Genomic DNA, 10525 nt, shown 5'->3' on the forward strand with positions numbered 1-10525 from the left:
CGTCGTCCAGCACCGGGATCTCGCCGAGACGAGCGGGATCTCCAGCCGCCGAACCGACATCACGACGTTCTTCATCGGTTCGGGACTCGCCGGCATCGCCGGGGTCGCACTGACGTTGATCGGATCCACCAGCTCGAACACCGGGATGACCTATCTGATCGACGCATTCCTGGTCGTCGTGATCGGCGGGCTGGGCCAGATCAAGGGCGCGGTCATCGCGGCCATCGCGCTCGGCGTCCTGAACTCGTTCATCGAATACAACACGACGGCGTCGGTGGCGAAGGTCGCCGTGTTCGTCATCATCGTGATCTTCCTGCAGATCCGGCCGCAGGGGCTGTTCACGGTCCAGTCGAGGAGTCTTGTGTGAAGGACTATTTCAGCAGTTCCTGGAAGGTCTGGGCGGGCTTCGGCGTCGCCGCCATCCTGTTGTTCGCGGTCGCGCCCGCCGTCCTCTCGGACTTCCGTCTCAACCTGCTCGGCAAGTTCCTCTGCTTCGGCATCGTCGCGGTGGGCATCGGCCTGGCCTGGGGTCGTGGTGGCATGCTCACCCTCGGCCAGGGTGTGTACTTCGGGCTGGGTGCGTACATCATGGCCATGCACCTCAAGATCTCCGACGCGGAACTGCGCGGCGACGACGTGCCCGACTTCATGCAGATCGCCGGGATCAGCGAACTGCCGGGGTACTGGAAGCCCTTCGCCTCACCGGTGGTGACGATCCTGGGCATCCTGCTGGTACCGACGTTGCTGGCGATCCTGCTGGGTCTCGGCGTGTTCAAACGGCGCGTCAAGGGTGCCTACTTCGCCATCCTGTCCCAGGCGCTGGCCGCCGCCTTCGCGATCCTGCTCATCGGTCAGCAGACCACCGGTGGCAGCAACGGCCTCAACCGTTTTCGCAGCTTCTTCGGGCTCGCCCTGAACGACCCGGTGAACCGGCAGCTGCTGTTCTTCATCACCGCGGCCATCCTGCTCGCCGTCGTGGCGATCACCCGTCAGCTGATGTACAGCCGGTACGGCGAACTGCTGGTCGCCGTCCGCGACCAGGAGGAGCGGGTCCGGTTCCTCGGCTACGACCCGGCCAACACCAAGGTCGTCGCCTACGCCATCGCGGCGTTGTTCGCGAGCATCGCGGGGGCCATGTTCGTTCCCATCGTCGGCATCATCTCGCCCGCCGACGTCGGGATCGTGCCGTCGATCGCCCTCCTGATCGGCGTCGCCATCGGCGGGCGCACAACGCTTCTCGGCCCGGTCCTCGGCGCCATCGCGGTGGCCTGGGCGCAGACCAGTCTGTCGGAGAGCTTCCCGTCCGGCTGGACTTATGCGCAGGGAATCCTGTTCATCGTGGTCGTCGGGTTCTTCCCGGCCGGGCTGGCCGGCCTGGGAGCACTGGTCAAGTGGCGCCGGAAGAGAGCGCCGGATTCGTCCCCGACCGGCGACATCGACGAACACACCAGCAGCAAGGTAGGAGCGTCGTCATGACCGAAGCAGAATCGACGGTCGTCGGGCACCCGCCGGTCGCCGGCGGCAACGCCGGGATGGACAGCGACTACCTCCAGGTGCGCGGTCTCAGCGTGGAGTTCGACGGTTTCAAGGCCGTCTCCGACGTGGATCTCACACTGCTGCAGGGTGATCTGCGGTTCCTGATCGGTCCGAACGGTGCCGGCAAGACCACCATCATCGACGCCATCACCGGCCTGGTGAAGTCCACCGGTTCGATCCAGAAGTCCGGTGTCGAACTGGTCGGCAAGAAGGTGCACCAGATCGCGCGGCTCGGGGTGGGCCGGACCTTCCAGACCGCGAGCGTCTTCGAGGAACTGAGTGTGCTGCAGAACCTCGACATCGCCGCGGGCGCCGGGCGTTCGGTGTGGACGATGCTGCGGCGTCGACCGACGCAGATCCCCGACTCGATCGCCGAGGCGCTCGAAACCATCGGCCTGCAGGACCTGGCCGACACACCCGCGGGCGTACTGGCCCATGGTCAGAAGCAATGGCTCGAGATCGGGATGCTGCTGGTGCAGAACGCCTCGGTGCTGCTGCTGGACGAGCCGGTCGCCGGGATGAGCCACGAAGAGCGTGAGGAGACCGGGAACCTGTTGCGCCGCATCGGCGGTGAGCGCACCGTCGTGGTCGTCGAGCACGACATGGACTTCATGAGGTCCTTCGCGACATCGGTCACCGTGCTCGCGCGGGGTCGGGTGCTCGCCGAGGGCACGGTCGCCGAGGTCCAGGCGAACCCGAAGGTCCAGGAGGTGTACCTCGGGACCGCGGCCGGCGGTGAAGAACTCGAGGAGATCGCCGCCGAGGTCGACTCCGACACGACTGCGACTTCGGCGAGCGCGGCTGCAACGCAACCGATCACGGAGAAGGGCTGAACCATGCTGAAGATCTCCGGAGTCCATGCGGGCTACGGTCGGACCGAGGTGATCCACGGGGTCGACATCGAGGTACCGACCGACGGCGTCGTCGCGGTGATGGGACACAACGGGGCCGGGAAGACGACCCTGCTCCGCGCGGCCGTCGGGTTGGTGAAGACCACCAAGGGCACCATCACGTTCGACGGCGTCGACATCACCCGGGCGCGTCCGAGCGTACGGGTCGGGCACGGCATCGCCTATGTGCCCCAGGGGCAGCAGAGTTTCGGCCATCTCACCACCGCCGAGAACCTGCAGGTGGTGGCCGACGGCCGCAAACGCGGCAAGGAGCTGGTCGCCGAGATGCTGGACATGTTCCCGGCACTCAAGGAATTGCTGGGACGACGCGCCGGCCTGTTGTCCGGCGGCCAGCGTCAGCAGCTGGCGATCGCGCGCGCGCTCATCACCGAGCCGCGGATGCTCATCCTCGACGAGCCGACCGAGGGCATCCAGCCGTCGGTCGTCGCCGAGATCGAGCAGACCATCACCACGCTCACCCAGCGCGGTGGGCTGGGCGTGCTCCTCGTCGAACAGCACATCGGGTTCGCCCTCGAGGCGGCGCAGCGGTACTACGTGCTGGAGAGCGGCCGCGTGACGTCGTCGGGTGAGGGCGGTACGGCCGCCGAAAGTGCGGTGCGCGAGGCGATGACGATCTAGCACGACGCGCGGGTCACCTCAGCCGGGCGCTTGCCGGCTGAGGTGCTCCCACTCGTGATAGCCCCGGTCACGTGCGCGGTCCATCTCGAGCACGTGGTCGAACGACTGGCTGCCGACGATCAGGCGCCGAGGCGGGTCGGGGAGCGCCACGAGTTCCAGGATGACCGGCGCGGCCTTGCCTGCTCCGTAGAAACCGACGGTGGCCATTCCTCCGCCGCTGCCCATCGACGTCACCTGCAGCAGGCGACCGCCGCCGCCGGCGCGCAGGTGGGGCAGGACGGCTTGCGCGACCCAGACGGCACCGAAGAAATTCAGGTCGAGGTGCGCCCTGATCTGGGCCTCGGTGGCCTCCTCGACCATTCCGTAGAGCATTCCGCCGGCGTTGTTGACGACGATGTCCGGTCGGCCGAACGCGGTGACCGCTGCATCGACGCCGTCGAACACGGCCTGCCGGTCTGTGACGTCGAGCGATAGGGGATGGAGTTGATCGGGATGTCGCGTGGCCAGCGACGCCAGCGGTTCGATGTTGCGGGCGACGGCCACGACCTCGTCGCCGGCGGCAAGTGCCGCTTCGGTGAACGCGCGTCCGAGTCCGCGGGATGCGCCGGTGATGAACCAGACCCGTGAGGTGATCATCGAATTTCCTCCTAAGTAAACGGAACGATCCGTCTCGGAACAACTATGGCCGAGCTCGCTCGGTGGCCGTCGAAGAGCGCGGTCGTCTTCGCAGCGGTGCTCGCGCTGAGCGAGGGGGCCGACGGGCAGTCGGTCGAGTTGCCGGACACCGGGGATCTCGAGGCGGACCTGAAACAGGTCATGCGGGAGACGGTGGCAGAGTTCGCCGATCCGTCCTTCGATCGCCTGATCCGCGCGGTGAACACGGAGATCGCGAATGACGCCGACCTCGCGGCGGAGTACCGGGAGAAGCTGTCGCGACCGTTGGACGACGCCAAGAAGGCTCGGCTTCGCATGGCCGAGCGGGCGGGCCAACTGCCCCCCGACACGGACCTCGACCTGTTTCTGGAGATGCTCTACGCCCCGTTGTTCCAGCGGTGGTTGCACCGCAGCGGCCCGCTGACCGAGACCTACGCCGACGCACTCGTCGAGGCGACGCTCCGGGCGTTCGGGGGGAGGTGACGGTCGGCCCGGTCCGCGCCGGCGTCAGTCCAGCCGGACCCCGATCTCGGGGGTGAGTTCGTGCGGCGCGTGGAGGGGGAGATCGTCGCCGCTCCAGAATCGCCCGGGGTCGAACCAGTTGGAGTCCTTGGACGCGTCGAGGATGCCCATCTCCCGATAGGTGATGGCCACCACCTCGGCGCAGTAGGCGGCTTCGAGTCCGACGCCCTCGGTGTTCTGATTTTTCCGCTGCTGCCGTTCGTCGCGTCGTTGACGGACCTTGCGGTCGAGGTAGGGGATGCCCCGGACGAGGTCGGTCGAGTTGGGCACCCGGCCGCGAAACCACCGGCCGGCCAGGCGCGCGGTGGTCGGGAACGGCGTCCCGTCGAGTTCGGCGATCACCTTGAGGAGAGCGTTCTCCTGATCAGCGGTCACGTCCGGGGTGAGCTGACGGAACCAGCACGCCTGCTTGTAGCGGATCATCCACTGCTCGACGGCTTCTCGCGCGTCGTGTAGCTGCACGCCGCGATGATTCGATCCGGTCCACACGTCGGTCAGCCGATCGCCGAGCTCTGCGTGCCACAGCAGCGGTGGCAGATCGTCGATGCAGACCGCCATCGCGACATGGTTCACGGGCGCGTTGGTCAAGGTGCGGATGGCCCGGTCCGGTCCGGAATGGCCGCGGAAGAGCCAGATGTCGCCGGTGCGGGTGGCGTCGAGTGCGTCGGTCAACGAGATACCGGCGTCGGCGCGGTCTCGGCCGAGGAGAATTCTGCTGGTGGGCACGAGAGCAGGCTAATGCGTCCGGAGCACGCACGACGCCTGCGCGACCTATCCTGCCCGCATGAGGAACCTGTGGAAATGGCTGGGATTGGCGGGCGCGGTCGGGGTGGCCACCGGCGGGGTGATGGTCGCGCGTGACCAGCGGCAGCGGAAGTCCTATTCGGCCGACGATGTCCGGGCACGCCTGCACCAGCGGCTCGACGAGACGGAGAATGCGGGTGGCGATACCGCTGATTCCTGAGGGCCGAAGTGGCGGTGAGGATCGGAGTGGCGGAGCCACTGATTCCTGAGGACACTGGACAGCGTTGACCGGCGGCTCGTCAGGGTGGCCGGAGGAAGGAACATCATGACCGACAACAGCGGCTCCGGTGGACCGTTCAATTTCGGCCCCGAGGACTTCGACCGATTTGCGCGCGAGGCCGGTGACGGACTGCGCGACGTGTTCGGCAAGCTCTTCGAGGGGCAGACCGGACCGGCAGCCTTCTCGATGTTCTTCGACGAGGCCGCCCGCGGCCGCACTCGCACCAAGCCCCGTGAGGAGACCACCGGTGAGGCCGGCTCGGGTGTCTGGGCGGTGTTCGTCGTCGACGACGACGGCGGTGCCCGCGTCGAGCAGGTCTACGCGACCGAACTCGAGGCCCTGCGCGCCAACAAGACCAACACCGATCCGCGACGCAACGTGCGGTTCCTGCCGTACGGCATCGCGGTGAGTGCGTTGGACACGACGATCGGGGACAGCGGCGACGACGCCGCGCCCGCGCCGTAGACAGCGGCAGAGGCAACAAGGCCGGCGAGTCCTGGAAAGGACCCGCCGGCCTCGTCGTGTCAATGACTGCACGGCCTCACGGCACGTGCTGCGCCGGTGCCTGCGTCAGAGGTTGGCGCCGCACACCGGCCAGGCGCCGGGGCCCTGGGTGGCGAGCACGTTCTCCGCGACGCGGATCTGCTCCTCGCGGGAGGCGTCGGCCGGGTTACCGGTTCCGCCGTTGGCCTGCCAGGTGCTCATCGAGAACTGGAGGCCACCGTAGTAGCCGTTGCCGGTGTTGATGGCCCAGTTGCCGCCGCTCTCGCATTGAGCGACCGCGTCCCAGTTGCCGCCTGCTGCGTGCGCGGTGGACGCCAGCATCCCGAAGGGGGCGGCAGTCAGTGCGCCGACGATGGCGGCGCGGGCGACGAGCTTGGTCATGTGGGTCTTGGTCATTCGCATGGTCTTCGTTCCTCCTCACCACCCCGGGGTTGGCAGGGCGGTTGATCTCGGACCGTGGGCGACCATACGGGTTGGGTAACGGCTTGGTCACGTCAAGCCCGTGACCTGGGCGATTCGAATAACGCCGGGATAACGCTGTTAGCTTTACGGCGAATTCGCAGCGCATACCGCAATTCGGCGGGGGCTCGCCGTCGCCGATGTTCGGCCGCGTTCGATGACGAAGGTCACAGCGTGAATGTGTGGCCCGTCACGTCGGCCCCGGGCGTCGAGCTGGGGTCAGCGCGGAACGACAGCGATACGACCACCGCGGGACGGGGCATACGCCACCCCGCGCGAGAACCAGCGTTCGGACCTGGCGCTGGTCGGCATCAGTTCGAAGTCCGCCAGCAGTGTCCGCAGGGTCACGTCCATCTCCATGGTCGCGAATGCCGCCCCGATGCACCGCCTTGTGCCGCCGCCGAACGGCAGCCAGGCCGACGGAGGCTTGGTGCCCAGGAAACGGGTCGGGTCGAAGACCTCGGGCCGGGCGAATTCGCTGCTGTCGTCGTGGAGCAGGGCGATCGACACGAGGACGTTGTATCCCTTCGGGATCCGCCACTCGCCGAGGTCGAGATGGTCGGCGACGACGTGCCGGCCGGCGAAGTCGATGACGGGTCGGCTGCGCTGGACCTCCAGGATGGTGGCGTGGCGGTAGTCGGAGCCGCCGGCGTCCACCTCGGCCACCAGTTCGCGCACCACCTCGGGGTGCCGGCGCAAGCGCTCGAGCGCCCACGCGAGGGTCGTCGCCGTGGTCTCGTGTCCGGCGGCGAGCATCGTGGCCAGTTCCTCGGCGATCTCGTCGTCGGTCATCGGACTGCCGTCGTCGTAGGTGCTGCGCAGCATGATGGCAAGGATGTCGGTGCGCTCATCCAGGTGAGAGTCGTTGCGCGCCTTGGTGATCAGCCCGCCGACATAAGCTCGGTATTCGGCATTGCGTCGCGCGTACCGGTGATTGGGGTCGATCGGGCGGAGGAGGCGTGGGAGTGGCGGTACCGTCGCGGCGCGCGAACCGACGGTCACCATCGGTGGGATCATGTCGCGGAGTCGGTCCAGCTCGCTGCCCTCGGCGCCGAAAACCGCGCGGAGGATGACGTTCAGGGTGATGCGCATCATCGGTTCGATGGAGGCGAATTCGATCCCGGTGGGCCAGGACGCTGATTCGGCGCGAACCTCGTCGACCACCATCTGTTCGTACGACCGAATCGGCTTGCCGTGCAACGGCGGGGTGAGCAGTTTGCGCCGGGCGCGGTGTCGGGCGCCCTCCAGCGCGAACATCGATCCGGTGCCGAGTATGCGGCCGAGGTTGGGCTGGACGTTCTCGACCTGGTCGCCGGCGGTGAACAGCTCGCGCGCCATCGCGGCATCGGAGATGACGACGGAAGGGCCGAAGACGGGCAGGTTCACGGTGAAGGCCGAGCCGTGCCGGTCGTGGAGATATCGAAAGAAGTGTCGCCGCGACACGACCGCGCCGAGCCCCTGGATGGTGGACGGGATCGACGTGGTGGGCGGCAGCACCGCCTCACCGCTCAGGGTCGGAGTGTTCACGGGTGTGGGGTCCTCTCGCCGCAGCGGGTGGTACGTCTACGTACCACCCGACGGTACGCTCACGTACCGGTCGAGACAAGGGCCTATGCTCGAAGGCGTGACTGGATCGGGCCCGCTTGCTTCGCTCCCGGCGCCTGCTGGATCGGGCCCGCGCGCTTCGCTCCCGGCGCCCTGGTTGACCTCGCCGGCGGGCGCATCGAGCCGGGACCGGCTGCTCGCGGCGATGCTCGAGTGCATCGTCGAGGCGGGTTACCGCGACACCACGGTCGCCGACATCGTGCGGGTCGCGCGGACCTCGAGGCGGTCGTTCTACCAAGAGTTCGCCGACAAGCAGTCATGCTTTTTCGCGCTGCTGACGGTGACCAACGAGTTCATGATCGCCGAGATCGCGCGGCGCGTGGATGCGGAAGCCTCCATCGAAGAGCAGGTGCGACAAGCGGTGTCGTCATATGTTGCAGCGAGTGAGCGGTATCCGGGTCTCACGCTGAGCTGGATCCGCGAGTTGCCCGCGCTCGGCAGCGCCGCCCAGGCGGTCAAGGACGAGGCCCTGGAAGCGTGGATCGAACTCTTCGTCGGCCTCACCTCGACCCCGACGATGGCCGCGGCGGGGGTGGTGCCGATGGACCGTCAGCGCGCGATCTTCCTGTGGGGTGGCTTCCGGGAGCTGACCGCCGGTGCCGTCGAATCCGGCGCCCCGCTCGCATCGATCATCGAGCCGGCGACCGCGGCGTCCCTCGCGCTGGTGACGCCGCGGCCGGTGTGAGGCAGACCCTTCGTGACGGCCCTCCGCAAGCTCCGGGCCTCCTCAGGGAGCGGGGACCGGGCTCAGTGCCACGAACCGCGTTGGTACTGCGGCGGATACGGCGCCTCGCGCTTGTCGATGCCCAGCTCGTGTGCGGCGCGCAGCGGCCACGACGGCTCCCGCAGCGCGACGCGTCCGAAGAAGACGGCGGTGATGTCGTCGTCGCCGGCGACCTTCTCGGCCTGATCGGGTTCGGTGATGAGGCCGACGGCGGCGGTGGGCACACCCGACTGGCGGTGGATCGACCGGGCGAGGTCGACCTGGTAGCCGGGTCCGACGGGGATGTCGGCGAGGACGTTGCCACCCGAGGAGACGTCCACGAGGTCGACACCGCGGCCGGCGAGGAGGGCGGCGAGACGGGCGGAGTTGTCCACGTCCCACCCACCCTCGGTCCATTCGGTGCCGGACACCCGGACGAACAGCGGCTTCGACGACGGCCACACCGCGCGGACCGCGTCCACGACCTCGAGGGTCAGCCTCGTACGTCCCTCGAAGTCGCCACCGTAGGCGTCGGTGCGCCGGTTCGAGAACGGGGAGAGGAACTGATGCAGCAGGTAGCCGTGCGCCGCGTGGATCTCGACGACGTCGAACCCGGCGTCGTCGGCGCGACGGGCGGCCTGTGCGAACGCGTCCACGACCTCGGCGATCTGCTCGGTCGTCATGGCGGTGGGGGCGGGCAGTCCCTCGAAGGCGACGTCGGACGGGCCGAATGTCGTCCAGCCGCCGTCGTCGAGCGGAATGGCGCCGGAGCGGTCGTCGAACGGTGCGTAGGTGGAGGCCTTGCGGCCGGCGTGGGCGAGCTGGGTGCCGATGACCGAGCCCTGCGAGTGGACGAAGTCGACGATGCGTCCCCAGGCCGCGGCCTGGTAGTCGTTCCACAGACCGGCGTCGTGTGCGCTGATCCGGCCTTCGGGCACCACGGCCGCCGCCTCGGTGAGGATCAGTCCGAAGCCGCCGGCAGCTCGGGAACCGAGATGCGTCAGGTGCCAGTCGGTGGGCACCCCGTCGCCGGCGAAGCAGCTGTACTGGCACATCGGGGCGAGCCAGATCCGGTTGGGGATCGCGACATCGCGGAGGGTGATCGGTTCGAAGAGCTCGGTACTGGTCACGACGAGACACAACGATCGATCCGACGTCGTATTCCCGCGGCACTGCATAGTGTCGGGGCATGACCGAACAAATCCTGCACGAGGCGGTGTCGACGGAGATCGCCGAACCACTCGGGGTGATCACACTGGGGGACGCGCGGCGTCGTAACCCGTTGTCCACGAGCACGATGCGCGCCATCACCGCCGCGCTTCGGGACTTCGACGACGATCCGCGCGTGCGGGTCATCGTGATCCGGGCGCTCGGACCCGCGTTCTCCGCCGGGCACGACCTCGGTGAACTCGTCGACCGGACCCTCGACGACGAGCGGGCCGTCTTCGCGACGTGCACGGAACTGATGCGGACGGTCCACGAGGTGCGACAGCCCGTCATCGCCGAAGTCGCCGGCATGGCCTTCGCGGCGGGGTGTCAACTGGTCGCGACGTGCGACTTGGCGGTCGCGGGACGCAGCGCGCGGTTCAGCACGCCGGGTGTGCGGATCGGGCTGTTCTGCTCGACTCCGATGGTCGCGCTGTCCCGCGCGATCGGACGCAAACGCGCCATGCACATGCTGCTCACCGGCGAACCCATCGGCGCCGAGACCGCCGCGGACTGGGGGCTGCTCAGCGGTGTCGTCGACGACGACGAGCTCGCGAACTCGGTGCGGGAGCTGGCTCTGCACATCGCCGGGTCGAGCGCGCGGACCGTCTCGATCGGCAAGCAGGCGTTCTACCGGCAGGTCGAGCTCGACGAGTCGGCGGCGTATGACGAGATGGGTGAGACGATGGCGACCAATGCGATGACCTGCGATGCGCAGGAGGGTATGTCGGCGTTCCTGCAGAAGCGGAAGCCGGTCTGGACCGACAGCTGAGTCAGGCCCGA

At 68.1% G+C, this 10525-nt stretch carries 13 protein-coding genes and 1 pseudogene; 9 read left to right on the forward strand and 5 right to left on the reverse strand.

The features are described 5' to 3' along the window. The 4 genes and pseudogenes from M4D77_RS22155 to urtE all read left to right on the forward strand — a co-directional run. A pseudogene (locus M4D77_RS22155) lies at positions 1–367 on the forward strand (branched-chain amino acid ABC transporter permease); the annotation flags it as partial. Beyond that, the gene (gene urtC / locus M4D77_RS22160) at positions 364–1476 is read left to right on the forward strand and encodes an urea ABC transporter permease subunit UrtC (protein WP_259937422.1); all 1113 of its coding nucleotides are present in this window, start codon (positions 364–366) and stop codon (positions 1474–1476) included. The pseudogene M4D77_RS22155 and the gene urtC, both read left to right, overlap by 4 nt. Beyond that, complete coding sequence (urtD, locus tag M4D77_RS22165) at positions 1473–2369, forward strand: urea ABC transporter ATP-binding protein UrtD (protein WP_058252493.1); 897 nt, start codon at positions 1473–1475, stop codon at positions 2367–2369. The genes urtC and urtD overlap by 4 nt, the downstream gene beginning before the upstream one ends. A 3-nt stretch (positions 2370–2372) precedes the next feature. Continuing rightward, positions 2373–3065, forward strand: a complete 693-nt coding sequence (gene urtE, locus M4D77_RS22170) for an urea ABC transporter ATP-binding subunit UrtE (RefSeq protein ID WP_068970915.1) — start codon at positions 2373–2375, stop codon at positions 3063–3065. 18 nt (positions 3066–3083) lie between these two features. Here the strand turns inward: urtE and M4D77_RS22175 are convergent, their stop codons facing one another. Further along, a complete protein-coding gene (locus M4D77_RS22175; protein ID WP_165629787.1) occupies positions 3084–3701 on the reverse strand; it encodes an SDR family NAD(P)-dependent oxidoreductase in 618 nt (205 codons plus the stop codon). A 45-nt stretch (positions 3702–3746) separates the two neighbouring features. Here M4D77_RS22175 and M4D77_RS22180 point away from each other — a divergent pair, with 45 nt between their 5' ends. Beyond that, positions 3747–4202, forward strand: a complete 456-nt coding sequence (locus M4D77_RS22180; protein WP_078113670.1) for a TetR-like C-terminal domain-containing protein — start codon at positions 3747–3749, stop codon at positions 4200–4202. A gap of 24 nt (positions 4203–4226) precedes the next feature. Here the strand turns inward: M4D77_RS22180 and M4D77_RS22185 are convergent, their stop codons facing one another. Further along, entirely contained in the window at positions 4227–4967 is a 741-nt protein-coding gene (locus M4D77_RS22185) for a hypothetical protein (RefSeq protein WP_058252497.1), read from the reverse strand. A gap of 58 nt (positions 4968–5025) precedes the next feature. On the opposite strand from M4D77_RS22185, the gene M4D77_RS22190 reads away from it, so the two are divergent. Then, positions 5026–5205, forward strand: coding sequence for a hypothetical protein (locus tag M4D77_RS22190; protein ID WP_058252498.1), 180 nt, complete (start codon positions 5026–5028; stop codon positions 5203–5205). 105 nt (positions 5206–5310) lie between these two features. After that, positions 5311–5730 (forward strand): hypothetical protein, encoded by a 420-nt coding sequence (locus M4D77_RS22195; protein WP_259937425.1) that lies wholly within the window; start codon positions 5311–5313, stop codon positions 5728–5730. Between the two features lie 105 nt (positions 5731–5835). Here M4D77_RS22195 and M4D77_RS22200 read toward each other — a convergent pair whose 3' ends face one another. Both M4D77_RS22200 and M4D77_RS22205 read right to left on the reverse strand, forming a co-directional pair. After that, a complete protein-coding gene (locus tag M4D77_RS22200; protein ID WP_058252500.1) occupies positions 5836–6171 on the reverse strand; it encodes a transglycosylase family protein in 336 nt (111 codons plus the stop codon). Between the two features lie 276 nt (positions 6172–6447). Beyond that, a complete protein-coding gene (locus M4D77_RS22205) occupies positions 6448–7755 on the reverse strand; it encodes a cytochrome P450 (protein WP_068970920.1) in 1308 nt (435 codons plus the stop codon). Positions 7756–7978: 223 nt separating this feature from the next. Between M4D77_RS22205 and M4D77_RS22210 the strand changes: the two genes are divergently transcribed. Next, positions 7979–8518, forward strand: coding sequence for a TetR/AcrR family transcriptional regulator (locus M4D77_RS22210; protein ID WP_065631083.1), 540 nt, complete (start codon positions 7979–7981; stop codon positions 8516–8518). A 62-nt stretch (positions 8519–8580) separates the two neighbouring features. Here M4D77_RS22210 and M4D77_RS22215 read toward each other — a convergent pair whose 3' ends face one another. Next, a complete protein-coding gene (locus tag M4D77_RS22215) occupies positions 8581–9666 on the reverse strand; it encodes an NADH:flavin oxidoreductase/NADH oxidase (RefSeq protein WP_259937426.1) in 1086 nt (361 codons plus the stop codon). Between the two features lie 59 nt (positions 9667–9725). On the opposite strand from M4D77_RS22215, the gene M4D77_RS22220 reads away from it, so the two are divergent. Next, on the forward strand, positions 9726–10514 hold the full coding sequence (locus M4D77_RS22220; RefSeq protein ID WP_165629790.1) for an enoyl-CoA hydratase: 789 nt from the start codon (positions 9726–9728) through the stop codon (positions 10512–10514). Positions 10515–10525: the final 11 nt, after the last annotated feature.

This window comes from Gordonia sp. p3-SID1431 (assembly GCF_025143765.1).
In the GTDB taxonomy this organism is placed as follows: domain Bacteria; phylum Actinomycetota; class Actinomycetes; order Mycobacteriales; family Mycobacteriaceae; genus Gordonia; species Gordonia hongkongensis.

Bases quoted from the DNA above. Each gene is read 5' to 3' on its own strand.
- urtE (WP_068970915.1), top strand. From the start codon at position 2,373: ATGCTGAAGATCTCCGGAGTCCATGCGGGCTACGGTCGGACCGAGGTG.
- M4D77_RS22210 (WP_065631083.1), top strand. From the start codon at position 7,979: ATGCTCGAGTGCATCGTCGAGGCGGGTTACCGCGACACCACGGTCGCC.
- M4D77_RS22220 (WP_165629790.1), top strand. From the start codon at position 9,726: ATGACCGAACAAATCCTGCACGAGGCGGTGTCGACGGAGATCGCCGAA.
- M4D77_RS22175 (WP_165629787.1), bottom strand. From the start codon at position 3,701: ATGATCACCTCACGGGTCTGGTTCATCACCGGCGCATCCCGCGGACTC.
- M4D77_RS22200 (WP_058252500.1), bottom strand. From the start codon at position 6,171: ATGCGAATGACCAAGACCCACATGACCAAGCTCGTCGCCCGCGCCGCC.
- M4D77_RS22190 (WP_058252498.1), top strand. From the start codon at position 5,026: ATGAGGAACCTGTGGAAATGGCTGGGATTGGCGGGCGCGGTCGGGGTG.
- M4D77_RS22180 (WP_078113670.1), top strand. From the start codon at position 3,747: ATGGCCGAGCTCGCTCGGTGGCCGTCGAAGAGCGCGGTCGTCTTCGCA.
- urtD (WP_058252493.1), top strand. From the start codon at position 1,473: ATGACCGAAGCAGAATCGACGGTCGTCGGGCACCCGCCGGTCGCCGGC.
- M4D77_RS22195 (WP_259937425.1), top strand. From the start codon at position 5,311: ATGACCGACAACAGCGGCTCCGGTGGACCGTTCAATTTCGGCCCCGAG.